A 23,275-nucleotide genomic window follows, 5' to 3' on the forward strand; every position below is an offset into this window, starting at 1 on the left:
CGGCGGGCTGAGGACTGTGTGTTCGAGAGGCTCCTCCCGCCGTGGCCTACGCTGGTCGGGTGACGACCCCGGAAGCTGAGCAGGGTGGTGTCGCCGGTGAGAACCGGCCGACGCCGGACGCCGGTGTGCCCCGGCCCGAGGAGCGGCTGGAACGGGCCGTACGGGCCGCCGAGCAGGCGTTGATCGAGTACGAGATCGCGGTCGATACCTTCCGTATCGAGGTCGAGAACTTCTCCCGGCTGCACCACCAGAAGCTCGGCCCGATGTACACCCGCCTCGACGAGCTGGACGCCCAGATCGCCGAGGCCCGGGCCGCCCGCACCGGCGACCCCGAGGACCTGCGCAAGGCGGACGAGGCGCGGGCCCGGGTCATGCCGATGCCCGGAGTCGAGGAGCTCTTCCACGGCTGGATGGACGGCGAGGGGATGTTCCCGGAGGCCGAGGCGATGCTCACCGATCAGCCGGTGCGGCCCCCGCAGCGGGTGCGGCCCAGCGAAGAGGCCCGCAAGCGCTACCGCGAGCTGGCCCGCAAGGCCCACCCCGACCTCGCCCAGGACGAGACCGAGCGCAAGCGGCGTGAGGAGTTCATCACGCGGGTCAACGCCGCCTACGCCCGGGGTGACGAGGCGCTGCTGCTGGAGCTGGCCGAGGAGTGGGCCGCCGGACCGAAGCTCCCGGAGCAGGGGCCGACGCCCAGCGAGGATCTCTACGCCCGCCTCGAATGGCTCGCCCAGCGCAAGGAACTGCTCACCGTGGTCGCGCGGGAACTGGAGGAGAGCGCGATCGGCTCGATGCTCCGGATGGCCCCGGAAGACCCGGACCGCCTCCTGGAGGAGGTCGCCGAGAAGCTCTTGGCCGACGTCGCCGCGCGCGAGGCCGAGCTGGCGGAGCTGCTCGGATAGTGGCCGGACCGGTGCGCGCCCGCGTCGGGCAGTGACGTCGGGTAGCGTCGGAGGCATGCATTTCGGAGCTGGTGTGCCCACGGTCGAGGTCACGGACCTCAAGGACAGCGACTTCCTGCTGGACGTCCGCGAGGACGACGAGTGGCAGGCGGGTCACGCCGAAGGGGCGCTGCACATCCCCATCAGTGAGTTCGTCGCCCGGTACGGCGAGCTGACCGAGGCCGCGCCGCAGGACGGCCGGGTCAACGTGATCTGCCGCTCCGGCGGGCGCTCGGCGCAGGTCGCGATGTACCTCGTCCAGCAGGGCATCGACGCCGTGAACGTCGACGGCGGCATGCAGGTCTGGGCAGCGGCGGGCCGCCCCGTCGTGACCGACGAGGGGCAGCCGGGCTTCGTCCTCTGAGCCGAGCCCTGCCGAGGGTCGGCTTGAGGTTCAGGGCGGCTTGAGGTTCAGGCCAGCGGGTGGGCCGCCAGCAGGTCGCCCAGGGTCTCCTCGTGTGCCGCCGCCGGGCCGAGGGACAGTTCCAGGTGCTTGGCCCAGGCGTGGAACCGGTGCAGGGGGTAGTCGACGTCGGCGCCGAACCCGCCGTGCAGATGCTGCGCCGTCTGCACGACCCGCCGTACGCCCTCCGACGCCCAGATCTTGGCGACGGCCACATCACCGGCGGCGGGCAGTGCCCCCAGGGCTCCCGAGGCGATGCGCCACGCGGCCTGCCACAGGGTGACCTCCATGGCCCGCAGATCGATGTAGCGGTCGGCGGCCTGCACGGCGACGGCCTGGAACGTGGCCACCGGGAACCCGAACTGCTCCCGCTTGCCGGTGTATTCGCTGGTCATCCGCAGGACCCGCTCCCCCAGACCGAGCGCCAGCGCGCACGTCCCGGTGGTCAGCAGATCCCGCAGCCACTCCCACGCGCCGTCGGCCGCGATGACGTCCCGGTCCGCGATCCGTACGGAGTCCAGGCGCAGTTCGCCGAGCCGCTCGCCGGTGGTGGAGATCTGCTCGGCGAGCTCGACCCCCGCGTGCACCCGGGGGATCACGGCGAGAAGGGTCCGGTCGGTGGCCGTGTGCGCGGGGACCAGGACGAAGTCGGCGTCGTACACCCACGGCACCGCCGTCTGCACCCCGTCCAGAAGCCACGCTTCCCCCTCCTGCCGTGCGGTCACGGCGAGTTCGGCCGGGTCGTGGCCGGTGCGACCGCTCGCGGCGACGGTCAGGACGACCTCCCCACAGCCCGCCCGCACCGCCAGACCGGACTTCAACTCCGCACCGGCGAAGGTCTGTACTGCGGCGAGCGCGGCGCTGTTCTCCAGCAGCGGTACCCGCGCCAGCACCTTCGCCGCCTCGCGCAGCACCAGGCACAGGGCGACGGCATCCAGGCCCGACCCGCCGTACTCCGGGTCCAGCAGCAGGCTCAACAGGTCCGCGTCGGCGAGCCTGGCCCACAGCGCACGGTCGAAGTCGTCCGCGACGGCGCCCGAGGTGAGAGCGGGGCTGGGCACCGCGTCCGGGGCTACCCCGGCGAACACCCCCTGCGCCGCCTCGGCCGCCGCCTGTTGCTCTTCGGTGAAGGTGAAGTCCACGGTCCTGCCCTTCCGCCGGGCCCGCCGATCTGACGATCCATCAAGATAGAACAGGTTCTAGAAGAAGGGAACGGGCTGCCGACGCTCACCTGTGGAACGCCGGTGCGTTTCGCGGCTCCTCACCTGTCGAAGTCCAGCTCCACCTTCTCCGTCACCGGATGCGACTGGCACGCCAGCACATAGCCCGCCTCCGTCTCCTCCGGCTCCAGCGCGAAGTTGCGGTCCATGCGCACCTCGCCGGAGACCAGGAAGGCCCGGCAGGTTCCGCACACCCCGCCCTTGCAGGCGTAGGGCGCGTCGGACCGGTTGCGCAGCACTGCCTCCAGCAGAGACTCGCCCTGCCGGACGGGCCAGCTCCCGCCGCGGCCGTCGAGTCGGGCCGTCACCGTGCTGTGCGCGGGAGCGGGTGCGGTGGTCACGGGGGCGGCGGCGTCCACATGGAAGATCTCCTCGTGGATACGGGTGCGGGAAACACCGAGCTCCCGCAGTGCCCTCTCGCCACCCTGCACCAGCCCGAACGGCCCGCACAGGAACCATCCCGCCACGTCCCCCACAGGCAGCAGCGCCGGAAGCAGCGCGCCGAGCCGCTCCTGATCGAGCCGCCCGGACGGCAGTCCCGCCTGCTGCTCCTCCCGGGACAGCACTGTCACCAGGTGCAGCCGCTGCGGATAGCGGTCCTTGAGGTCGGCGACCTCCTCCAGGAACATCGTCGACGCGGACGTACGGTCGCTGCGTATCAGACAGAACCGGGCCTCCGGCTCGCGCGCCAGCAGGGTCGCCACGATCGACAGGACCGGGGTGATGCCGCTGCCGCCGACGATCGCCGCGTACAGACCGGGCGCCGGGTCGAGGGTGAAGCGCCCCGCCGGGGTCATCACCTCCACCTCGTCGCCGATGTTGATCTCCTTGAGCGCGTACGTCGAGAAGGCCCCGCCCTCGACCAGCCGCACCCCGACGCGCAGGGTGTGAGGGCCCTCGTCGCCCGGTGCCGGTGCGGGGGAGCAGATCGAGTAGGTGCGCCGGATCTCCGTACCGTCCACCGTGCGCCGCAGGGCGAGATGCTGGCCGGGGGTGTGCCGGTACTCCTCGCGCAGTTCCTCGGGCACGGTGAGGGTCAGGGCCACGGAGTCGTCGGTGAGCCGGTCGACCGCGGCCACGGGGAGCGCGTGGAAGCGGGCCATCACAACTCCTTGAAGTGGTCGAAGGGTTCACGGCACGACAGACACCGCCGCAGCGCCTTGCAGGCGGTGGAGGAGAAACGGCTGAGCAGCTCGGTGTCGGCGGAGTCGCAGTGCGGGCAGCGGATGGGGTCGGCGGCTTCCTCGGCTTCCTCGGCTTCCCGGTCGAGCGTGCGGGTCGGCCCCAGCTGCAGGCCGACCGGCCCGGCCGCCCGCCCCGTCCGCGGCGGGGCGATGCCGAACTCCCGGAGCTTGCGGCGCCCTTCGTCCGTGATGTCGTCCGTCGACCAGGCGGGCGCGAGCACCGTGCGCACGGTGACGTCCCGTACGCCGTGTTCGTGCAGGATCCGCTCTATGTCCAGGGACATCGCCTCGACGGCCGGGCAGCCGGTGTACGTCGGGGTCAGCTCGACCTCGACCGAGTCGGGGCCGTGGACGTGCACCGCGCGCAGCACGCCGAGCTCCTGGAGGGTGAGCACGGGCAGTTCGGGGTCGGGGACCGAACCGGCCAGCTCCAGCAGCTCCGCCTCCAGCGAAGTGGTCGTCACCATGACGCCCCCGGGTGGCTGCGGTGCAGATGCTGCATCTCGGCGAGCATCCGCCCGAAGGACTCGGTGTGCAGGCCCTGACGGCCTGCCCCGGCCGCCCACGCTCCGGACCGCGGGCCCTCGGGGACGGTGAGGGTGGCACGGCGCAGGACGTCACCGACGGCCTTGACCCAGGTCGACTCCATGCCCGGCCAGTCGGCGTCCAGCCCTGCCACGGGCCGGAACATCTCCCCGGTGAAGCGCCACAGCGTCTCGCACGCCCGCTGCATCCGCTCATGGCTGACGTCCGTGCCGTCGCCGAGTCGCAGGGTCCACTGTTCGGCGTGGTCGCGGTGGTAGGCGACCTCCTTGACGGCCTTCGCGGCGAGTGGCGCGAAGGGGCCGTCCGCGGCGGCCAGTTCGGCGTAGAGCAGGTGCTGGTAGGTGGAGAAGTACAGCTGGCGGGCGATGGTGTGGGCGAAGCCGCCGTTGGGCTGTTCCACCAGCTGGAGGTTGGTGAAGGCGCGCTCCTCGCGCAGATACGCCAGTTCGTCCTCGTTGCCGGCCAGCGAGAGCAGCACACGGGCCTGGCCGAGCAGGTCCAGTGCGATGTTGGCGAGGGCGACCTCCTCTTCGAGGACGGGGGCGTGGCCGGCCCACTCCCCGAGGCGGTGCGAGAGCACCAGGGCATCGTCGCCGAGGGCGAGGGCGGCAGCCGTAGGGACGGATGTGGTGGTCACAGGTGCTTCACCCCCTCCGGGATCTCGTAGAAGGTCGGGTGCCGGTACGGCTTGTCGGCGGACGGTTCGAAGAACGGGTCCTTCTCGTCGGGCGAGGACGCGGTGATCGCGGACGACGGGACGACCCAGATCGAGACGCCCTCGCCGCGCCGGGTGTACAGATCGCGGGCGTTGCGCAGGGCGAACTCCGCGTCCGGCGCGTGCAGGCTGCCGGCGTGGGTGTGCGAGAGGCCGCGGCGGGAGCGCACGAAGACCTCCCACAGGGGCCAGTCGGTGTTCGTCATGCCTGCTCCACTCCCCTTCCGGCACCGGAGGCACTGTGCTTGGCCGCGTACGCCGAGGCCGCCTCCCGGACCCAGGCGCCCTCGTCGTGGGCCCGCCTGCGTTGCGTTATCCGCTGTTCGTTGCACGGGCCGTTGCCCTTGAGGACGTCCCAGAACTCTGTCCAGTCGATCGGGCCGAAGTCGTGGTGCCCCCGCTCCTCGTTCCACCTCAGGTCCGGGTCGGGAAGCGTGAGGCCCAGGGATTCGGCCTGGGGGACGCAGATGTCGACGAAGCGCTGGCGCAGCTCGTCGTTCGAATGCCGCTTGATCTTCCACGCCATCGACTGCGCGGAGTGCGCGGACTCGTCGTCGGGCGGGCCGAACATCATCAGGGACGGCCACCACCAGCGGTCCACCGCGTCCTGCGCCATCGCGTGCTGCTCGGGGGTGCCGCGGCTGAGGGCCAGCAGCAGCTCGTACCCCTGGCGCTGGTGGAAGGACTCCTCCTTGCAGATACGGACCATCGCGTGCGCGTACGGGCCGTACGAGCAGCGGCACAGGGGCACCTGGTTGGTGATCGCTGCGCCGTCCACCAGCCAGCCGATCGCGCCGATGTCCGCCCAGGTCAGCGTGGGGTAGTTGAAGATCGAGGAGTACTTCTGGCGGCCGGTGTGGAGTTTGTCGAGCAGTTCCTCGCGGCCGGTGCCGAGGGTCTCGGCCGCGCTGTAGAGGTAGAGCCCGTGTCCCGCCTCGTCCTGGACCTTGGCCATCAGGATGGCCTTGCGGCGCAGCGAGGGCGCGCGCGTGATCCAGTTAGCCTCCGGCTGCATGCCGATGATCTCGGAGTGCGCGTGCTGCGCGATCTGCCGGACCAGGGTCGCGCGGTAGGCGTCGGGCATCCAGTCACGTGGCTCGACGCGCTCGTCGGCGGCCACGGCGGCGTCGAAGGCCCTCTCGTACGCGGCGGTGTCGTCGACGCCGGCCTGTGTGCCGTCCTGGCCGTCGTACGCCAGTGTGCGCGCCGTCTGGTGCGTGGCTGCTGTCGCCATGAGGTCCCCCTCGACCTGGACTCTGCCGGTGCTTGCTCCCGACCGATCGTTCGGTTCGTGCGATTCCATGGTGTGACGGGCGCCGTAAGGTGTCAACCGCTGTGGATAACCTCCGGGCATCCCCGGGCACGCCTGTGGGCAACCGAGGTGGCTTCGCGGAAGAGCCGGTGGGGGCTGTGCCGGGCGCGCGGGCCTGAGTACCGTTCCGTGCGAGCGTCGGCGGAATGGTGGTGCGTGGGCGCTACGGCGTCCCTCGCCAGGTGCCTCGCGGCAGGCGGCGGCGGACCACGGCACAGGGCACATGGCACATGGCGCACAGCAGGCGGCAGGGCGGCCGGAAGACGGACCGGAACGGGAACGGGGCGGAATGGACGTGCACGACGGAGGCTCGAAGGCCCCGCACGGGCCGGGCGAGCCGGGCGCCGCGCCCGCCGGTCCCCAGAGCTCCCCGCCCGACCCGCCCGATCCGCGCGACCCGCCACCTGACCAGGCGCCCCGTGAGGCCCGCACCGGCGTCGCCGCCCTTTCCCTCCGCTACCAGATCGCCGTCGCCGTGACCCTCGCGGTCGTCGCCGTCGCCGTCTGTGTGCACATCGGCATGGTGTTCCTGCACGTCGCGCCGTCGAACACGGTGACCAAGGAGCACGGCCGGGCGATCGACGACTGGATCTACCCGGAGTTCGAGCAGAACTGGAAACTGTTCGCGCCGAACCCGTTGCAGCAGAACATCGCCGTCCAGGTCCGGGCCCAGATCGACACGGCGGACGGCGGCGTGCGCACGACCGGCTGGTACGACCTGTCCGCCGAGGACGGCCGGGCCATCGACGGCAACCTGCTGCCGAGCCACACCCAGCAGAACGAGCTGCGCCGGGCCTGGGACTTCTTCGTCGCCACCCACGACAGCGACAACCGCCCGGTGGGTCTGCGCGGCTCCCTGTCCGAGACGTATCTGCGCCGCATCGTGCTGCTGCGCCTGGAGCGCGACGACGCGGCGGGGAAGGGCGGCGCGATCGATCTCGTCCAGATCCGCTCCCGCACCACCAATGTGCGCCCGCCGCAGTGGAGCCAGGAGAAGGTGTCGGACGAGCCGGTGTACCGGGTGCTGCCCTGGTGGTCGATCACGGCGGACAGCACCGAGAGGGACGTCAAGTGAACCGTTTCGCGCTCGGCGTCTCCGCCGGCATCGCCCGTGTCACCGAGTCCGTCCTCGGCCCGTACCAGACCGCCGTGATACGCATCGGCTTCAGCGGGACCTGGCTGCTGTTCCTGCTGCGCGAGTTCCCGCACCGCGAGGAGATGTACGGCCCCGACGGCCCCTGGAGCTGGGATCTCGCCCAGCAGCTGGTCTCGGACAACGGTGCCTTCACGGCCCTGATGTGGTCCGACGGCCGGTTCTGGTTCGAGGCCGTCTACGCGCTGGCCGTCCTGACGAGCGTCCTGCTGCTGCTGGGATGGCGCACCCGCACGATGTCCGTGCTGTTCATGGTCGGCGTGCTCTCGCTGCAGAACCGCAGCATCTTCATGGGGGACGGCGGCGACAACGTCCTGCACCTGATGTGCATCTACCTGGTGTTCACGCGCTGCGGCCAGGTGTGGTCGCTGGACGCGCGGCGGGCGCGGCTCGGACGCGAGGCACGCGCGCGTGGGGAACACGTTCCGGACCGGGTGGGCCCGGCTCTGTGGGGCGTGCTCGGCCTGGCGCTGGCCGCGGTGACCCTGTCGGGTCGGCTGTTCGACGGCGAGGAGTTCGTGCCGCTGCTGCTGTGGACGGTCTGGCTCGCGCAGGCCCTGTGGTGGCTCATAGGACGCCGTGCGAAGACCCGCGAGCCCCGGATCCTGCTCGACGTCGTCGCCAACATCGTCCACAACGGCGCCCTGCTCGTGATCATGGCCGAGGCCTGTCTGATCTACGCCACGGCGGGCTGGTACAAGATCCAGGGCTCGCGCTGGCAGGACGGCACCGCCGTCTACTACCCCCTGCACCTCGACTACTTCTCCCCGTGGCCCGCGCTCGCCGACGCGCTGGCGGCCAGCGGCACGATGGTGATGCTGGTGACGTACGGCACCGTCGCTGCGCAGGTCGCCTTCCCGTTCACGCTCTTCAACAGGCGCGTCAAGAACGTCCTGCTGGCGGTCATGATTTTCGAGCACGCCGCGATCGCCGTGATCCTCGGACTGCCCTTCTTCTCGCTGGCCATGATCGCCGCCGACGCGGTCTTCCTGCCGACGTCGTTCCTGCGCCGACTCGGCGGCTGGGCGGCACGCGCGCGTGGACGGCTGCTCGCGGGCATGGGCACGGGCACGGGCGGTACACCGCTGCCGAAGCCGCGCGCCCCGGAGACCACGGAGACCACGGAGAGCACGGCGAGCGCAGGGGATCCCGGCGGTGCGAAGGACGCGGGGGACGCGGGGGACGCGCCCGTAGGCTTCAGGGCATGAGCGCCCCCGGCCCCCTCGACGTCTGGCACAAGCTCGCCGACACGTCCGTGCTGCTCGACGGCTTCCACGCCCTCAAGCACGCGCTGCGCTTCGGCGCCGAGGTCCCGGTGGCGGTCACCGCCGACCGGAGGGCCGCGCTCGCCCTCGCCGAGGAACTGGCGCCGGACGTACGGGACACACTCGACGCGCTCCTGACCCAGGTCCCGGCGCCGGCGTACCGGAGTCTGGTGCCGCGCCCGCACCCCACCGAGATCGCCGCCCTGGCCGTACGTCCGTCCCGCGCGGCCAACCTGGACAGGCTGGCGCACACCCCCCGCACCGCGCCCGTCGTGGTCCTCGACAACCCGCGCAACCTGGGCAACGCGGGGGCCGTGATCCGGCTGGCCGCCGGTTTCGGGGCGACCGGAGTGGTCACCACCGGGACGCTCGATCCCTGGCACCCCACCGTCGTACGCGGCGGCGCCGGGCTGCACTTCGCGACCGCCGTGGAACGGCTGACGGTGGCAGAGCTGCCGTCGGGGCCGGTGTTCGCCCTCGACCCGGAGGGCGAGGACATCCGTGGCACCAAGGTCCCGGACGACGCGATCCTTGCCTTCGGCTCGGAACGCAGCGGGCTGTCGGCCGACCTGCGCGCGCGTGCCGATCACTTGGTCGCGCTGCCGATGCGCCCCCAGGTCTCCAGCTACAACCTCGCGACCAGTGTGGCCATGACGCTGTACCACTGGAGCGCCACCGGGGGCGCACCGCACGTCCCTTAGGCCTCCCGGCGCACCTCGACCACCCGGAAGCGGTTCGACACGAACGCCCCGTCGGTGAGCGCCGCGTTGGCGGCCGGGTTGCCGCCCGAGCCGTGGAAGTCGGAGAAGGCGGCGGTCTGGTTGACGTACACCCCGCCTGTGAGGTTCAGCGACAGCTGGGCCGCCTCCTCCAGGCAGACCTCCTGGACGGCCTGCTCGACCTCCTCGTCGGTGGTGTACGCGCCGACCGTCATCGCGCCCTTCTCGCGGATCGTGCGCCGCAGCAGCTCCAGCGCGTCGGGCGCCGAGTCGACCGCGACGGCGAAGGAGACGGGGCCGAAGCACTCGCTCATATAGGCGGCTTCGTCGTCCGGCTTGGCGCCGTCCAGCTTCACGATGACGGGCGTGCGGACGACGGCTCCCGGGAACTCCGGGTTGCTCACCTCCCGCGAGGCGAGGGCGACTTCGCCGAGACCGGCCGCGGCCTCCAGGCGGGCCTTGACGTCCGGGTTGACGATCGCGCCGAGCAGGGCGTTCGCGCGCGTGTCGTCGCCGAGCAGGCCGTCGACCGAGCGGGCGAGGTCGGCGACCACCTCGTCGAAGGTCCGGGGGCCTTCCTCGGTGCGGATGCCGTCACGCGGGACGAGCAGGTTCTGCGGGGTGGTGCACATCTGGCCGCTGTACAGGGACAGAGAGAAGGCCAGGTTGGACAGCATCCCCTTGTAGTCGTCCGTGGAGTGGACCAGCACCGTGTTGACGCCGGCCTTCTCCGTGTAGACCTGCGCCTGGCGGGCGTTGGCCTCCAGCCAGTCGCCGAACGACGTCGAGCCGGTGTAGTCGATGATCCGGATCTCGGGGCGGGTGGCCAGGGTCTTGGCGATGCCCTCGCCGGGACGCTCGGCGGCCAGCGCCACCAGGTTCGGGTCGAAGCCGGCCTCGGTGAGGACGTCGCGCGCGACCTGGACGGTGAGCGCGAGCGGCAGTACCGCGCGCGGGTGCGGCTTCACCAGGACCGCGTTGCCGGTGGCCAGGGAGGCGAACAGGCCCGGATAGCCGTTCCACGTCGGGAAGGTGTTGCAGCCGATGACCAGGGCGATCCCGCGCGGGACCGGCGTGAACCGCTTGGTGAGCGCGAGCGGGTCGCGCTTGCCCTGCGGCTTGGTCCACTCCGCCGTGTCCGGGGTGCGGACCTGCTCCACGTACGCGTACGCCACCGCCTCCAGGCCGCGGTCCTGCGCGTGCGGGCCGCCCGCCTGGAACGCCATCATGAAGGCCTGGCCGGAGGTGTGCATGACCGCGTGCGCGAACTCGTGCGTCCGGTCGCTGATCCGCTTGAGGATCTCCAGACACACCACCGCGCGGATCTCCGCGCCCGCGTCCCGCCAGGCCTTCTGGCCGGCCTTCATGGCGAGCAGCAGCTCGTCGACGTCCGCGTGCGGGTAGGTCACGCCCAGCTCGATGCCGTACGGCGAGACCTCGCCGCCCACCCAGTCGTCCGTGCCGGGCTGGCCGAGGTCGAGGCGGGTGCCCAGGAGGGCGTCGAAGGCGGCCTTGCCCGCCGCCATGTCCAGGCTGCCGTTCTCGCCGTAGGCCTTGGGGTGTTCGGGGTGCGGGGACCAGTACGCGCGCGTGCGGATCGCTTCCAGCGCCTGGTCGAGGGTGGGCCGGTGCTTGGCGATCAGATCGTGCGCGGTGAGTTCGGCGGCCATGCGGGACCAACTCCTCGTCTCAAGAACTCTTCGTCGAGCTCATGACCTGGGCAGAAACATGGGCAGGAACAGCCATCCAGAGTTAGAGTAACCGAACGATCGGTCGGGACAAGGGGGTCCGCCGCATCTGTGGAAAACCCCGTGCGGGAGGATCGCGCACATGACAGCACTCGACCTCAGCAGCCCCGTGGCCGTCGTCGGCGCCGGCACCATGGGCCAGGGCATCGCCCAGGTCGCGCTGGTCGCCGGCCATTCCGTACGGCTGTACGACGCCGCTCCCGGCCGGGCCCAGGAGGCTGCCGACACGATCGGCGCCCGCCTCGACCGGCTCGTCGAGAAGGACCGGCTCGGCGCCGCCGACCGGGACGCGGCACGCGCGCGCCTGCTGCCCGCACAGAACCTCGCCGACCTCGCGGACTGCGCCCTCGTGGTCGAGGCCGTCCTGGAGCGGCTGGACGTCAAGCAGGAGCTGTTCCGCGCGCTGGAGGACGTGGTCGGCGAGGACTGTCTGCTCGCCACCAACACCTCGTCCCTGTCGGTGACGGCCATCGGCGGCGCCCTGCGCAACCCGGGCCGCCTGGTGGGCCTGCACTTCTTCAACCCCGCGCCGCTGCTGCCCCTGGTGGAGGTCGTCTCCGGGTTCGCCACCGACGTCTCGTCGGCCACGCGCGCGTACGAGATGGCCCGCGCCTGGGGCAAGACCCCGGTCGCCTGCGCCGACACCCCGGGCTTCATCGTCAACCGCATCGCGCGGCCCTTCTATGCGGAGGCCCTCGCGGTCCACGAGGCCCAGGGTGCCGAACCCGCCACCATCGACGCGGTCCTGCGCGAGTGCGGCGGCTTCAAGATGGGCGCCTTCGAACTCACCGACCTCATCGGCCAGGACGTCAACGAGTCGGTCACGCACTCCGTGTGGCAGGCCTTCTTCCAGGACGTGCGGTTCACGCCCTCGCTCGCCCAGCGCCGCCTGGTCGAGTCGGGCCGGCTCGGCCGCAAGACCGGACGCGGCTGGTACGACTACGACGACGCCGCCGACCGTCCCGAACCGCACACCGCGGAACCGGCCCAGCCGCCCGCGTACGTCGTCGCCGAGGGCGACCTGGGCCCCGCCGCCGAACTGCTCAACCTGGTCCGCGAGGCGGGCATCCCGGTCCGCGAGGACGACGAGGACCACGGCACCCGCCTGGTGCTGCCGAGCGGCGGCCAGCTGGCCCTCGCCGACGGACAGACCTCGGTCGAGTTCCGGGACGTCGTCTACTTCGACCTCGCACTCGACTACCGCCGTGCCACCCGCATCGCCCTGTCCGCCTCCCAGGACACCGCCCAGCAGACCCTCGCCGAGGCCGTCGGCCTCTTCCAGGCGCTCGGCAAGCAGGTCAGCGTCATCGGCGACGTCCCCGGCATGATCGTGGCGCGTACGGTCGCGCGCATCGTCGACCTGGCGCACGACGCCGTCGCCAAGGGCGTGGCCACCGAGGAGGACATCGACACCGCGATGCGCCTCGGGGTCAACTACCCCCTGGGCCCCTTCGAGTGGAGCCGCCGGCTCGGCCGCAACTGGGCCTACGCCCTCCTCGACGACCTGCACATGCGCGACCCCTCGGGGCGCTACGCGCCGTCCCTCGCGCTGTACCGCCACGCGTACGCCACCGACAAGCGGGAGGGCAGCACCTCATGACCACCGCCAAGCGCGACACGTACACACCGGAGACGCTGCTGTCCGTCGCCGTCCAGGTCTTCAACGAACGCGGCTACGACGGCACCTCCATGGAGCACCTGTCCAAGGCGGCCGGCATCTCCAAGTCGTCGATATACCACCACGTCTCCGGCAAGGAGGAGCTGCTGCGCCGCGCCGTCAGCCGGGCGCTGGACGGCCTCTTCGGGATCCTCGACGAGGAGCACGCGCGCGTGGGGCGTTCCGCCGAGCGCCTGGAGTACGTCGTACGGCGCATGGTCGAGGTGCTCATCGCCGAACTGCCGTACGTGACGCTGCTGCTGCGCGTGCGCGGCAACACCGGCACCGAGCGATGGGCCCTGGAGCGGCGCCGTGACTTCGACCACCGGGTCGCCGAGCTGCTCAAGGCGGCGGCCGCCGACGGGGACGTGCGCGGCGACGTGGAGGTACGGCTCGCGACGCGGCTCGTCTTCGGGATGATCAACTCCATCGTGGAGTGGTACCGGCCGGACGGACGGGGCATGAACGAGCGCGAGGTCGCCGACGCCGTCGCGCGGCTGGTGTTCTCAGGGCTTCGCGAGGAGTACTGACGTCAGCCCTGCGGCTCCAGGTCCTCCTCCTCGAATACCAGCAGCGTGCGCGTGCTGAGCACCTCGGGGATCGCCTGGAGGCGGGTGAGCACCAGCTCGCGCAGGGCCCTGTTGTCGGACGTGTGCACCAGGAGCAGTACGTCGAAGTCGCCGCCCACCAGGGCGATGTGGGAGGCGCCGGGCAGCTGTCTGAGCTGTTCGCGAACGGTGCGCCAGGAGTTCTGGACGATCTTCAGGGTGATGTACGCCGAGGTGCCCTGACCTGCGCGTTCGTGGTTGACCCGAGCCCCGAAGCCACGGATGACGCCGTCCTCGATGAGGCGGTTGATACGGGCGTAGGCATTGGCGCGCGAGACATGGACCCGTTCGGCGACCGACCTTATCGACGCGCGGCCGTCCGCCTGGAGCATCTGCAGGATGTCCAGATCGATGGGATCGAGCGGGCGTGCGGGCGGCTGGGGGCCGCTGCCTTCCGGGCTCTCGGCCATTTGTTCAGATGCCATGTGCCCCCGCCTCTCTACCATGGACGTACTGCGTTCATTTGAGGCTGTGCAGAACCGTTTGTCCACAGCCTGAGGGTGCCGGTAGCCAAAATGTGCCGACGACCGAACAATCGGTAGGTGAGGCGCATCACACCCGTGACGCGCCTGAAGCCGCTCCCACGAGGAGGTGCCGTCATGACGGTCATGGAGCAGCGGGGCGCTTACAAGCCGACCCCGCCGCCCGCCTGGCAGCCCCGCACCGACCCCGCGCCGCTGCTGCCCGACGCGCGTCCGTACCGCGTCCTCGGCACCGAGGCGGCCGCACAGGCCGATCCCGGGCTGCTGCGCCGTCTGTACGCCGAACTGGTACGGGGCCGCCGGTACAACGCGCAGGCCACCGCCCTCACCAAGCAGGGCCGCCTGGCGGTCTACCCGTCCAGCACCGGCCAGGAGGCCTGCGAGGTCGCCGCCGCGCTGGTTCTCGAGGACCGCGACTGGCTCTTCCCCAGCTACCGCGACACCCTCGCGGCCGTCGCCCGCGGTGTGGACCCCGTCCAGGCCCTCACCCTCCTGCGCGGCGACTGGCACACCGGCTACGACCCGCGCGAGCACCGCGTGGCCCCCCTGTGCACCCCGCTCGCCACCCAGCTCCCGCACGCCGTCGGCCTCGCGCACGCCGCCCGCCTCAAGGGCGACGACGTGGTCGCGCTGGCGATGGTCGGCGACGGCGGCTCCAGTGAGGGCGACTTCCACGAGGCGCTGAACTTCGCCGCCGTCTGGCAGGCCCCGGTCGTCTTCCTCGTCCAGAACAACGGCTTCGCCATCTCCGTCCCGCTCGCCAAGCAGACCGCGGCCCCGTCGCTGGCCCACAAGGCCGTCGGCTACGGCATGCCCGGCCGCCTGGTCGACGGCAACGACGCCGCCGCCGTGCACCAGGTCCTCGCCGACGCCGTACGGCACGCGCGCCAGGGCGGCGGTCCCACGCTGGTCGAGGCGATCACGTACCGCGTCGAGGCCCACACCAACGCCGACGACGCGACCCGCTACCGCGCCGACGCCGAGGTCGAGACCTGGCGCGGGCACGACCCGATCGCCCTCCTGGAGCACGAGCTGACCGAGCGTGGCCTCCTCGACGAGCAGGGCATCCAGGCCGCGCGCGACGCCGCCGAGACCATGGCCGCCGACCTGCGTGAGCGCATGAACCAGGACCCGCCGCTCGACCCCATGGACTTGTTCGCCCACGTGTACGCGGAGCCCACCTCGCAACTGCGCGAGCAGCAGGCCCAGTTGCGTGCCGAGCTGGCGGCGGGACAGGAAGGGGCGCACTGATGACGACCGTCGCCCTCAAGCCGGCCACCATGGCGCAGGCGCTCACGCGCGCGATGCGCGACGCCATGGCCGCCGACCCGACCGTGCACGTCATGGGCGAGGACGTCGGCACCCTCGGCGGTGTCTTCCGGGTCACCGACGGGCTCGCCAAGGAGTTCGGCGAGGACCGCTGCACGGACACCCCGCTGGCCGAGGCGGGCATCCTCGGCACGGCCGTCGGCATGGCGATGTACGGGCTGCGCCCGGTAGTGGAGATGCAGTTCGACGCGTTCGCCTACCCGGCGTTCGAGCAACTGATCAGCCATGTGTCGAGGATGCGCAACCGCACCCGCGGCGCGATGCCGCTCCCGCTCACCATCCGCGTCCCCTATGGCGGCGGCATCGGCGGGGTCGAGCATCACAGCGACTCGTCCGAGGCGTACTACATGGCGACTCCGGGCCTCCATGTCGTCACGCCCGCCACGGTCGCCGACGCCTACGGCCTGCTGCGCGCCGCCATCGCCTCCGACGACCCGGTCGTCTTCCTCGAACCCAAGCGCCTGTACTGGTCCAAGGACTCCTGGAACCCGGACGACCCGCAGACCGTTGAACCGATAGGCCGCGCGGTGGTGCGGCGCTCGGGCCGGAGCGCCACACTCATCACGTACGGGCCGTCCGTGCCCGTCTGCCTCGAAGCCGCCGAGGCAGCCCGGGAAGAGGGCTGGGACCTCGAAGTCGTCGACCTGCGCTCCCTGGTGCCGTTCGACGACGAGACGGTCTGCGCCTCGGTACGGCGGACCGGGCGAGCGGTCGTCGTACACGAGTCGGGCGGGTTCGGCGGCCCGGGCGGGGAGATCGCGGCCCGTGTCACGGAGCGCTGCTTCCACTATCTGGAGGCGCCGGTGCTGCGCGTGGCCGGGTTCGACATCCCCTACCCGCCGCCGATGCTGGAGCGTCACCACCTGCCCGGCGTGGACCGGATCCTGGATGCCGTGGGGCGTCTGCAATGGGAGGCCGAGGGCTGATGGCACAAGTGCTCGAGTTCAAGCTCCCCGACCTCGGGGAGGGGCTCACCGAGGCGGGAATCGTCCGCTGGCTGGTCGAGGTCGGTGACGTCGTCGCCGTCGACCAGCCCGTGGTCGAGGTCGAGACGGCCAAGGCGATGGTCGAGGTGCCCTGCCCCTACGCAGGGGTCGTCACCGCCCGCTTCGGCGAGGAGGGCACGGAACTGCCCGTCGGGGCGCTGCTGATCACGGTCGCCGTGGGTGCGCCGGCCTCCGGCGCCCCGGCCGAGGCCTCGGGCAACGTACTCGTCGGATACGGCACCTCTCAGGCGCCCGCGCGCCGCCGCAGGGTGCGGCCGGGACAGCCTGCTCCGGCGGCCGCTGCGGCGAACGGGCAGGTCGGCGCCTCCGAGTCGGCCGACGGTCCGGTTCCGGTGATCTCGCCGCTGGTGCGCCGCCTCGCCCGCGAGAACGGCCTCGACCTCAGGGAGCTGAACGGCTCCGGGCCCGACGGGCTGATCCTGCGGGCCGACGTCGAGTACGCGCTGCGGGCCGCCGCCGCGCAGGGGCGTACGGCGGTCCCGGCCGGGCATACGGCGATGCCGACAGCCGAAGAACACCTGCCCGTGGCGCCGACCACCACCGCCACCCCGGCCCTCTCCGCACCGACCGCACCGACCGCCGCAGCCACCCGCATCCCCCTCAAGGGCATCCAGGGCGCCGCAGCCGACAAACTCTCCCGCAGCCGGCGCGAGATCCCGGACGCCACCTGCTGGGTGGACGCCGACGCCACGGAACTCATGCGGGCGCGCACCGCGATGAACGCCGCCGGAGGGCCGAAGATCTCCCTCCTCGCCCTCCTGGCCCGCATCTGCACCGCCGCCCTGGCCCGTTACCCCGAGCTCAACTCCACCGTGGACATGGAGGCCAGGGAGATCGTCCGGCTCGACGCCGTGCACCTCGGGTTCGCCGCGCAGACCGAGCGGGGACTCGTCGTGCCCGTCGTACGGGACGCGCAGGCGCGGGACGCGGAGTCGCTGACCGCGGAGTTCGCCCGGCTGACCGAGTCGGCCCGCGCGGGCCGACTCACGCCCCGGGAACTGACCGGCGGCACCTTCACGCTGAACAACTACGGAGTGTTCGGCGTCGACGGCTCCACGCCGATCATCAACCACCCCGAGGCCGCCATGCTCGGCGTCGGCCGCATAGTGCCCAAGCCCTGGGTGCACGAGGGCGCGCTGGCGGTGCGCCAGGTCGTCCAGCTCTCGCTCACCTTCGACCACCGGGTGTGCGACGGCGGCACGGCGGGCGGCTTCCTGCGGTACGTGGCGGACTGCGTGGAACAGCCGGCGGTCCTCCTGCGCACCCTCTGATCACGCTGTGACGGCGAGACCCCTCCCGCCTTCCCTGTGATCGGCGTTCCCTGTGATCGCGGCGGCACGCATACTCGGGGGGTGACCGCCCACGAGCCGCACCTCGCTGACGCCGAGTACGACGCCGTCGTACTCGCCGGCGGTGCCGCCCGGCGGCTCGGCGGTGCGGACAAGCCCGGCGTACGGGTGGGCGGGCGGGCGCTGCTCGACCGGGTGCTCGCCGCCTGCGCCGACGCGCGTACCACCGTCGTCGTCGCCGATCCCCGGCCGACCGCGCGGCCCGTGACCTGGGCACGCGAGGATCCGCCCGGCGGCGGACCGGTGGCCGCGCTCGACGCCGGGCTGCGGCACACCACGGCCGAGCAGGTCGTCGTCCTCTCCGCCGACCTGCCGTTCCTCGGCGAGGCGACGGTACGGCGGCTGCTGACCGCCCTCGGGGCGACCGGCGCCGACGGCGTGCTGCTCACCGACGCCGACGGCCGCGACCAGCCGCTGGTGGCCGCGTACCGCGCGTCCGCACTGCGCCGGGAACTGGCCGCCCTCGTCAAGGCGCACGGCAGCGCGAACGGGCTGCCTCTGCGCCGGCTCACCGCCGGTCTCGACCTCACCCGCGTCCCGGACCCCGTCGCGTCCTTCGACTGCGACACCTGGGACGACATCGCCACTGCAAGGGCACGCATCAGGGAGCATGGGCACGTGTTGGATGAATGGATTTCCGCAGTCAAGGACGAGCTGGGCATCGACCTCGACGTCGACACCGGTGTGCTGCTCGACCTCGCCCGTGACGCCGCCCACGGCGTCGCGAGGCCCGCGGCACCGCTGACCACCTTCCTCGTCGGCTACGCGGCCGCGCAGGCCGGGGGAGGCCCTCAGGCGGTGGCCGAGGCGTCCCGCAAGGCCGCCGCCCTCGCCCTCCGCTGGGCAGACGAGGACACCGCCGACGCCAAGCCGGACAAGGCCCCCGACGCCACGCCGGACGCCCGCCCGGACGCCGGATGACCGCCCGCGCCGCCCGGACCGGCGAGGACGCCGAGGACGCCGAGGACGCCGAGGACGCCGAGGACGCCGAGGACTTCGACGTCGAGGAGGTGCTCGCCCTCGTGAAGGAAGGGAACGGCCACACCGCCGGTGATCACGTGCCCGCACCCGCCCCGCAAGCCGGCCGGCACGGCGCGTCTTCCCCACCGGACCCCCGCCACCGGGCCACCCCCTGGCCCGAGGCCCGCGCGATCGCCGCCCGCGCCGCTCGATCCGTCACCCGCGGCAGCCACCGCGCCCCCGTCTCCGTCGTCCTCGACGACGCCCTCGGCCTCACCCTGGCCGCCCCCCTCACCGCCCTCATCGACCTGCCCTCCTTCGACACCTCGGCGATGGACGGCTGGGCGGTCGCGGGCCCCGGCCCCTGGGCCGTTCGGGAGGAGGGCGTACTCGCCGGACGCGCGGAGCCCGAGCCGCTCACCGACGGCGAGGCCGTCCGGATCGCCACCGGCGCCCGCATCCCCCTCGACACCACCGCCGTCCTGCGCAGCGAGCACGGCCGCACCGACGACAAGGGCCACCTCCACGCCACCCGCGAGATGGCGCACGGCCAGGACATCCGCCCGCGCGGACAGGAGTGCCGCAGCGGCGACCACCTCCTCCCGGCCGGCACCCTCGTCACCCCGGCGGTGCTCGGTCTCGCCGCGGCCGCCGGATACGACACCCTCACCGCCGTACCCCGCCCCCGCGTCGAAGTCCTCGTCCTCGGTGACGAGTTGCTCACCGAGGGCAAGCCGCACGACGGGCTGATCCGGGACGCGCTCGGCCCGATGCTCCCGCCCTGGCTGCGCGCGCTCGGCGCCGAGGTCACCGCCGTACGCCGGCTCGGCGACGACGCCAAGGCGCTCCACAAGGCGATCACCACCTCGGGCGCCGACGTGATCGTCACCACCGGCGGCACCGCCTCCGGCCCCGTCGACCATGTCCACCCCACTCTTCAGCGCATCGGCGCCGAACTCCTGGTGGACGGCGTCAAGGTGCGCCCCGGCCACCCCATGCTGCTGGCCCGCACCAAGGAGAACCAGCACCTCGTCGGCCTGCCCGGCAACCCTCTCGCGGCCGTCTCCGGTCTGCTCACGCTCGCCGAGCCGCTGCTGCGCACCCTCGCGGCACGCCCCGCCCCGGAGCCGTACACGCTGCCGCTGCGGGACGAGGCGCACGGGCATCCGCACGACACCCGGCTCATCCCCGTGGTCCTGCGCGGTGACAGTGCCGTGCCGCTGCACTACAACGGCCCGGCGATGCTGCGGGGCATCGCGGGCTCCGACGCCCTGGCCGTCGTACCACCGGGCGGGGCGCGGCCCGGTGAGGAGACGGAACTGCTCGACCTGCCCTGGGCCACGGCCGGAATCGGGGTGTGTTTCACGTGAAACTTCCGGGCCAGGACGCGATCGCCCGTCAGGCGGACGAGCATCTCGTGACTCATCGGGTGAAACTCCCCCGGAAGGTGGTGGAGCATCCGTTCCGGCAGGTCGCCAGGCGCGTGTCCATGGCGTTGTTCCTGCTCGCGGCCACCGCCCTGATCGTCTACGCCGACCATGACGGATACAACGACAACTCCGACGGCTCCGTCGACCTCCTCGACTCCCTCTACTACGCGACCGTCACCCTCTCGACCACCGGATACGGCGACATCACCCCGGTCAGCGACGCCGCCCGGCTCACCAACATCTTCGTCGTCACGCCGATGCGCGTGCTGTTCCTGATCATCCTGGTCGGCACCACGCTCGAGGTTCTCACCGAGCGCACGCGTGAGGAATGGCGACTCAACCGCTGGAGGTCCACCTTGCGTGACCACACCGTCGTCATCGGTTTCGGCACGAAGGGGCGCTCGGCGATCCAGACCGTCTGTGCGACGGGACTGAAGAAGGAGCAGGTCGTCGTGGTCGACCCCAGCTCCAAGGTGATCGACGCGGCGACCGCGGACGGGTACGCCGGGATCATCGGGGACGCGACGCGCAGCGACGTCCTGATGCGGGCCGAGGTGCATCGGGCCCGGAAGATCATCATCGCGACGCAGCGCGACGACACGGCGGTCCTCGTGACGCTGACGGCCCGGCAGCTCAACAAGGGCGCGAAGATCGTGGCCGCGGTGCGGGAGGAGGAGAACGCCCCGCTGCTGAAGCAGTCCGGCGCCGACGCGGTGATCACCAGCGCCAGTGCCGCCGGGCGGCTGCTCGGCCTGTCCGTGCTGAGCCCCGCGGCCGGCATGGTGATGGAGGATCTGATCCAGCAGGGCAGCGGGCTCGACATCATCGAACGGCCGGTCATAAAGGCCGAGGTGGGCAAGCGCCCGAAGGAGACGGACGACCTGGTGGTGAGCGTCGTACGCGGGCATCGGGTGCTCGGATACGACGATGCGGCCGTCGGCACGCTGCAGCTGACGGACCGGCTGATCACCATCGTGCGGGCGACGCCGGGCTCGCAGATCGCGCCCGACGTCCGCCCGCTGCGCCAGGACTGAGAGCGGTGATGGGGTGGGGCTCCTGGTCGCGGTGAAGCCGTAAGGCGGTGAAGCCGTAAGGCGGTTGAGGGGCGGGCTACTTGCGGTTGTACAGCCGCATCGTGATCGGCCCGAAGACCGCCACGAACAGGCCCGCCCAGCCCAGCGACCAGGCGACCTCCTCAGTCGGCCAGTCGCCCGCCATCAGGCCGCGCACCGCCGACGCCAGATGGGTCACCGGGCTGTTGTTGACGAACGCCTGCAGCCAGCCCGGCATGGTCTTCGGGTCGACGAAGACGTTGGACAGGAAGGTCAGCGGGAAGATCACCATCATGCTGACGCCCATCACCGACTTCTCGGTGCGCAGCATCAGCCCGAACATGGTCCAGATCCACGAGAACGCGAACGAGAACACGACCAGCAGCGCGATCCCGGCAAGCACTCCGGCGACCCCGCCGTCCGGGCGGTAGCCGAGGATCATGCCGACCGTGAGCATCACGACGGACGCGATCGTGTAGCGCAGGGCGTCGCCGAGCAGATAGCCGACCATCACCGACGGCCGCCAGATCGGCAGGCTGCGGAACCGGTCGAAGACGCCCTTCTCGATGTCGGTGTTCACCGAGACGCCGGTGTACATCGTGATCATCACGACCGACATCACCAGGATGCCCGGCAGCAGGAACTGGATGTACTCCTTCGGGGACCCGGCCAGGGCGCCCCCGAACAGGTACGTGTACATCAGCACCATCATGATCGGGAACGCCGTGACGTCGAAGAGCTGTTCCGGCACGTGTTTGATCTTGAGGATGGCCCGCCAGCCGAAGGTCAGTGAGGCCGACAGGGCGCTCGGACGCGGCGGCCGCTCACCGGTGACGAGCAGCGCCGCGAGGGATTCGGCCCTGACGGGGGCGAGGTCCTTGGTCTCCGTGGTCGTCGCGGTGCTCATGCCGCCACCTCGTCCTTCGAGTCGTCCGTGTCGGTGGAGTTCTTCGCGTCGTGGGTGTCGTGTCCGGTGAGGGCGAGGAAGACCTCGTCCAGGCTGGGCTGCCCCAGGGAGAAGTTGTCGACGATCACGCCGGTGCGGGCCAGCTCGGCGAGCGCGCGGGCCGCCTGCTCGGCCGCCCCCTGCCCGTTCGACGCCCCGCTTCCGACGCGGGCCGTCAGCGCCACCGGATCCGGCTCCAGCTGCACGTCCGCGTCCATGGCCAGCCGCAGCACCTGCTCGGCCTGCGGCCGCTGCGCCGGATCACGCAGTCGCAGATGTACGGAACCGGCGCCCACGGAGGCCTTCAGCTCGCCCTTGGTGCCCTCGGCGATCACCTTGCCCTGGTCGATGACCGCGATCCGGGACGCCAGCTGGTCGGCCTCGTCCAGGTACTGCGTGGTCAGCAGCACGGTAGTGCCCTGGGCGACGACCGCGCGCACGATGTCCCACACCTGGTTGCGGCTGCGCGGGTCGAGGCCGGTCGTCGGCTCGTCGAGGAAGAGCAGCTCGGGGGTGTTGAGGATGGAGGCGGCGATGTCGATACGGCGCCGCATGCCGCCGGAGTAGTGCTTGACCTGCTTGGCGGCCGCGTCCGTGAGGCCGAAGGCCTCCAGCAGCTGCCCGGCACGCTCCCGCGCGGCCTTCTTGTGGTGACCGAGCAGCCGGCCCAGCAGGACCAGGTTCTCGGTGCCGGTGAGGTCCTCGTCCACCGATGCGTACTGGCCGGTGAGGCTGACCCGGCCGCGGACCTCGTCGGCGTCTCGTACGACGTCGTGTCCGAAGACATGGGCCTCGCCGCCGTCCGGCCGGAGCAGGGTGGCGAGCATCTTAACCGTGGTCGTCTTTCCGGCGCCGTTCGGGCCGAGGACGCCGTAGACCGTGCCTGCCGGCACCGCGAGGTCGACTCCGTCGACGGCCCGTGTCTCGCCGAACGTCTTCACCAGGCCTGCGGTCTCGATGGCCAGGCCGGACGTGTGCTGGCTCATGGTGGGTTTCCTTCCACGCACTTGGGTTACGCATGGGGAGACCTTTACGGTCGCGCAAACTCATCGGTCGCGCCCAGCGAATTTCCGGGGGATCGGTCGAAGGACCGACGAAGGGTCCGCCCAGGGACCGACGAGGATCCGACCAGGGACGGAAGTGGGTCCGCCCGAGGATCCGCCCGAGGATCGGCCCGAGGATCGGCCCGAGGATCGGCCCGAGGATCGGCCCGAGGATCGGCCCGAGGATCGGCCCGAGGATCGGCCCG

The 23,275-nt window shown here is 71.7% G+C and carries 23 protein-coding genes; 13 read left to right on the top strand and 10 right to left on the bottom strand.

Annotation, left to right across the window (positions count from 1 at the left end):
- The first annotated feature begins 59 nt into the window (after window positions 1-59).
- Window positions 60-902 carry a J domain-containing protein gene (locus AC5P09_RS22610; protein ID WP_493875626.1) on the top strand — a complete coding sequence of 281 codons (843 nt, stop codon included), beginning with the start codon at window positions 60-62 and terminating at the stop codon, window positions 900-902.
- Window positions 903-975: 73 nt separating this feature from the next.
- Complete coding sequence (locus tag AC5P09_RS22615) at window positions 976-1,305, top strand: rhodanese-like domain-containing protein (RefSeq protein ID WP_493875679.1); 330 nt, start codon at window positions 976-978, stop codon at window positions 1,303-1,305.
- Between the two features lie 47 nt (window positions 1,306-1,352).
- Here AC5P09_RS22615 and AC5P09_RS22620 read toward each other — a convergent pair whose 3' ends face one another.
- The 6 genes from AC5P09_RS22620 to paaA all read right to left on the bottom strand — a co-directional run bounded on the left by AC5P09_RS22620 (window position 1,353) and on the right by paaA (window position 6,243).
- The gene (locus AC5P09_RS22620; protein ID WP_493875627.1) at window positions 1,353-2,486 is read right to left on the bottom strand and encodes an acyl-CoA dehydrogenase family protein; all 1,134 of its coding nucleotides are present in this window, start codon (window positions 2,484-2,486) and stop codon (window positions 1,353-1,355) included.
- A gap of 119 nt (window positions 2,487-2,605) precedes the next feature.
- The gene (locus tag AC5P09_RS22625; RefSeq protein WP_493875628.1) at window positions 2,606-3,667 is read right to left on the bottom strand and encodes a 2Fe-2S iron-sulfur cluster-binding protein; all 1,062 of its coding nucleotides are present in this window, start codon (window positions 3,665-3,667) and stop codon (window positions 2,606-2,608) included.
- Complete coding sequence (gene paaD, locus AC5P09_RS22630) at window positions 3,667-4,215, bottom strand: 1,2-phenylacetyl-CoA epoxidase subunit PaaD (protein ID WP_493875629.1); 549 nt, start codon at window positions 4,213-4,215, stop codon at window positions 3,667-3,669. Before paaD ends, AC5P09_RS22625 begins: the two co-directional genes overlap by 1 nt.
- Window positions 4,209-4,931 carry a 1,2-phenylacetyl-CoA epoxidase subunit PaaC gene (gene paaC, locus AC5P09_RS22635; RefSeq protein ID WP_493875630.1) on the bottom strand — a complete coding sequence of 241 codons (723 nt, stop codon included), beginning with the start codon at window positions 4,929-4,931 and terminating at the stop codon, window positions 4,209-4,211. Before paaC ends, paaD begins: the two co-directional genes overlap by 7 nt.
- On the bottom strand, window positions 4,928-5,215 hold the full coding sequence (gene paaB, locus AC5P09_RS22640; protein ID WP_054242083.1) for a 1,2-phenylacetyl-CoA epoxidase subunit PaaB: 288 nt from the start codon (window positions 5,213-5,215) through the stop codon (window positions 4,928-4,930). The genes paaC and paaB overlap by 4 nt, the downstream gene beginning before the upstream one ends.
- Window positions 5,212-6,243: a 1,2-phenylacetyl-CoA epoxidase subunit PaaA gene (gene paaA, locus AC5P09_RS22645; RefSeq protein WP_493875631.1), complete on the bottom strand. Its 1,032-nt coding sequence runs from the start codon at window positions 6,241-6,243 to the stop codon at window positions 5,212-5,214. The genes paaB and paaA overlap by 4 nt, the downstream gene beginning before the upstream one ends.
- 367 nt (window positions 6,244-6,610) lie before the next feature.
- Between paaA and AC5P09_RS22650 the strand changes: the two genes are divergently transcribed.
- The 3 genes from AC5P09_RS22650 to AC5P09_RS22660 are packed head-to-tail and all read left to right on the top strand — an operon-like array spanning window position 6,611 to window position 9,440.
- Window positions 6,611-7,396, top strand: a complete 786-nt coding sequence (locus tag AC5P09_RS22650; RefSeq protein WP_493875632.1) for a DUF5819 family protein — start codon at window positions 6,611-6,613, stop codon at window positions 7,394-7,396.
- The gene (locus AC5P09_RS22655; RefSeq protein WP_493875633.1) at window positions 7,393-8,682 is read left to right on the top strand and encodes an HTTM domain-containing protein; all 1,290 of its coding nucleotides are present in this window, start codon (window positions 7,393-7,395) and stop codon (window positions 8,680-8,682) included. The genes AC5P09_RS22650 and AC5P09_RS22655 overlap by 4 nt, the downstream gene beginning before the upstream one ends.
- A complete protein-coding gene (locus tag AC5P09_RS22660; RefSeq protein ID WP_493875634.1) occupies window positions 8,679-9,440 on the top strand; it encodes a TrmH family RNA methyltransferase in 762 nt (253 codons plus the stop codon). Before AC5P09_RS22655 ends, AC5P09_RS22660 begins: the two co-directional genes overlap by 4 nt.
- Here the strand turns inward: AC5P09_RS22660 and paaN are convergent.
- Complete coding sequence (gene paaN, locus AC5P09_RS22665) at window positions 9,437-11,128, bottom strand: phenylacetic acid degradation protein PaaN (protein ID WP_493875635.1); 1,692 nt, start codon at window positions 11,126-11,128, stop codon at window positions 9,437-9,439. The genes AC5P09_RS22660 and paaN overlap by 4 nt on opposite strands.
- A gap of 160 nt (window positions 11,129-11,288) precedes the next feature.
- Between paaN and AC5P09_RS22670 the strand changes: the two genes are divergently transcribed.
- A complete protein-coding gene (locus AC5P09_RS22670; protein WP_493875636.1) occupies window positions 11,289-12,806 on the top strand; it encodes a 3-hydroxyacyl-CoA dehydrogenase in 1,518 nt (505 codons plus the stop codon).
- Entirely contained in the window at window positions 12,803-13,393 is a 591-nt protein-coding gene (locus AC5P09_RS22675) for a TetR/AcrR family transcriptional regulator (RefSeq protein WP_307676078.1), read from the top strand. Before AC5P09_RS22670 ends, AC5P09_RS22675 begins: the two co-directional genes overlap by 4 nt.
- A gap of 2 nt (window positions 13,394-13,395) precedes the next feature.
- Here the strand turns inward: AC5P09_RS22675 and AC5P09_RS22680 are convergent, their stop codons facing one another.
- On the bottom strand, window positions 13,396-13,881 hold the full coding sequence (locus AC5P09_RS22680; RefSeq protein WP_266448292.1) for an Lrp/AsnC family transcriptional regulator: 486 nt from the start codon (window positions 13,879-13,881) through the stop codon (window positions 13,396-13,398).
- 189 nt (window positions 13,882-14,070) lie between these two features.
- Between AC5P09_RS22680 and pdhA the strand changes: the two genes are divergently transcribed.
- The 6 genes from pdhA to AC5P09_RS22710 all read left to right on the top strand — a co-directional run bounded on the left by pdhA (window position 14,071) and on the right by AC5P09_RS22710 (window position 21,062).
- Window positions 14,071-15,204 carry a pyruvate dehydrogenase (acetyl-transferring) E1 component subunit alpha gene (gene pdhA / locus AC5P09_RS22685; RefSeq protein ID WP_493875637.1) on the top strand — a complete coding sequence of 378 codons (1,134 nt, stop codon included), beginning with the start codon at window positions 14,071-14,073 and terminating at the stop codon, window positions 15,202-15,204.
- Window positions 15,204-16,208, top strand: a complete 1,005-nt coding sequence (locus tag AC5P09_RS22690; protein ID WP_493875638.1) for an alpha-ketoacid dehydrogenase subunit beta — start codon at window positions 15,204-15,206, stop codon at window positions 16,206-16,208. Before pdhA ends, AC5P09_RS22690 begins: the two co-directional genes overlap by 1 nt.
- A complete protein-coding gene (locus AC5P09_RS22695; protein ID WP_493875639.1) occupies window positions 16,208-17,560 on the top strand; it encodes a dihydrolipoamide acetyltransferase family protein in 1,353 nt (450 codons plus the stop codon). Before AC5P09_RS22690 ends, AC5P09_RS22695 begins: the two co-directional genes overlap by 1 nt.
- A gap of 81 nt (window positions 17,561-17,641) precedes the next feature.
- On the top strand, window positions 17,642-18,559 hold the full coding sequence (locus AC5P09_RS22700; RefSeq protein ID WP_493875640.1) for an NTP transferase domain-containing protein: 918 nt from the start codon (window positions 17,642-17,644) through the stop codon (window positions 18,557-18,559).
- Window positions 18,556-19,968 carry a molybdopterin molybdotransferase MoeA gene (locus AC5P09_RS22705; protein WP_493875641.1) on the top strand — a complete coding sequence of 471 codons (1,413 nt, stop codon included), beginning with the start codon at window positions 18,556-18,558 and terminating at the stop codon, window positions 19,966-19,968. Before AC5P09_RS22700 ends, AC5P09_RS22705 begins: the two co-directional genes overlap by 4 nt.
- Window positions 19,965-21,062, top strand: a complete 1,098-nt coding sequence (locus AC5P09_RS22710) for a potassium channel family protein (protein WP_493875642.1) — start codon at window positions 19,965-19,967, stop codon at window positions 21,060-21,062. Before AC5P09_RS22705 ends, AC5P09_RS22710 begins: the two co-directional genes overlap by 4 nt.
- 76 nt (window positions 21,063-21,138) lie before the next feature.
- Here the strand turns inward: AC5P09_RS22710 and AC5P09_RS22715 are convergent, their stop codons facing one another.
- Window positions 21,139-21,987, bottom strand: coding sequence for an ABC transporter permease (locus AC5P09_RS22715; protein ID WP_493875643.1), 849 nt, complete (start codon window positions 21,985-21,987; stop codon window positions 21,139-21,141).
- Window positions 21,984-23,012 (bottom strand): ATP-binding cassette domain-containing protein, encoded by a 1,029-nt coding sequence (locus tag AC5P09_RS22720; protein WP_493875644.1) that lies wholly within the window; start codon window positions 23,010-23,012, stop codon window positions 21,984-21,986. The genes AC5P09_RS22715 and AC5P09_RS22720 overlap by 4 nt, the downstream gene beginning before the upstream one ends.
- Window positions 23,013-23,275 lie beyond the last annotated feature (263 nt).

The sequence above is a fragment of the Streptomyces sp. a15 genome (genome assembly GCF_059026085.1).

Bases quoted from the DNA above. Each gene is read 5' to 3' on its own strand.
- AC5P09_RS22625 (WP_493875628.1), bottom strand. From the start codon at position 3,667: ATGGCCCGCTTCCACGCGCTCCCCGTGGCCGCGGTCGACCGGCTCACC.
- paaD (WP_493875629.1), bottom strand. From the start codon at position 4,215: ATGGTGACGACCACTTCGCTGGAGGCGGAGCTGCTGGAGCTGGCCGGT.
- paaB (WP_054242083.1), bottom strand. From the start codon at position 5,215: ATGACGAACACCGACTGGCCCCTGTGGGAGGTCTTCGTGCGCTCCCGC.
- paaA (WP_493875631.1), bottom strand. From the start codon at position 6,243: ATGGCGACAGCAGCCACGCACCAGACGGCGCGCACACTGGCGTACGAC.
- AC5P09_RS22650 (WP_493875632.1), top strand. From the start codon at position 6,611: ATGGACGTGCACGACGGAGGCTCGAAGGCCCCGCACGGGCCGGGCGAG.
- AC5P09_RS22660 (WP_493875634.1), top strand. From the start codon at position 8,679: ATGAGCGCCCCCGGCCCCCTCGACGTCTGGCACAAGCTCGCCGACACG.
- paaN (WP_493875635.1), bottom strand. From the start codon at position 11,128: ATGGCCGCCGAACTCACCGCGCACGATCTGATCGCCAAGCACCGGCCC.
- AC5P09_RS22670 (WP_493875636.1), top strand. From the start codon at position 11,289: ATGACAGCACTCGACCTCAGCAGCCCCGTGGCCGTCGTCGGCGCCGGC.
- AC5P09_RS22675 (WP_307676078.1), top strand. From the start codon at position 12,803: ATGACCACCGCCAAGCGCGACACGTACACACCGGAGACGCTGCTGTCC.
- AC5P09_RS22680 (WP_266448292.1), bottom strand. From the start codon at position 13,881: ATGGCCGAGAGCCCGGAAGGCAGCGGCCCCCAGCCGCCCGCACGCCCG.
- pdhA (WP_493875637.1), top strand. From the start codon at position 14,071: ATGACGGTCATGGAGCAGCGGGGCGCTTACAAGCCGACCCCGCCGCCC.
- AC5P09_RS22690 (WP_493875638.1), top strand. From the start codon at position 15,204: ATGACGACCGTCGCCCTCAAGCCGGCCACCATGGCGCAGGCGCTCACG.
- AC5P09_RS22695 (WP_493875639.1), top strand. From the start codon at position 16,208: ATGGCACAAGTGCTCGAGTTCAAGCTCCCCGACCTCGGGGAGGGGCTC.
- AC5P09_RS22705 (WP_493875641.1), top strand. From the start codon at position 18,556: ATGACCGCCCGCGCCGCCCGGACCGGCGAGGACGCCGAGGACGCCGAG.
- AC5P09_RS22715 (WP_493875643.1), bottom strand. From the start codon at position 21,987: ATGAGCACCGCGACGACCACGGAGACCAAGGACCTCGCCCCCGTCAGG.
- AC5P09_RS22720 (WP_493875644.1), bottom strand. From the start codon at position 23,012: ATGAGCCAGCACACGTCCGGCCTGGCCATCGAGACCGCAGGCCTGGTG.